Below are 222 nucleotides of genomic sequence, written 5' to 3'. Positions count from 1 at the left end.
AACGGCGCCCAGCCGTACCGATCCGCCCACCGACCGCCACGAGCGTACGGAAGATCACCGATACCTTCGACGGGCCGGTAGCCGCCACCGGGGTCGGGCACCATACATCTGCGGCACGCGGTCGCGTACGGGGGAGTCGGGCAGGAGGGCCTGGCGTGTGCCGCACGATGGAAGCCTGACGCAACGGCGCCCAGCCGTACCGATCCGCCCACCGACCGCCAC

The sequence above is a fragment of the Actinoallomurus acaciae genome, assembly GCF_042429965.1.
Classification (GTDB): Bacteria; Actinomycetota; Actinomycetes; order Streptosporangiales; family Streptosporangiaceae; genus Actinoallomurus; species Actinoallomurus acaciae.
Note: the sequence above shows the minus strand (reverse complement) of the source record.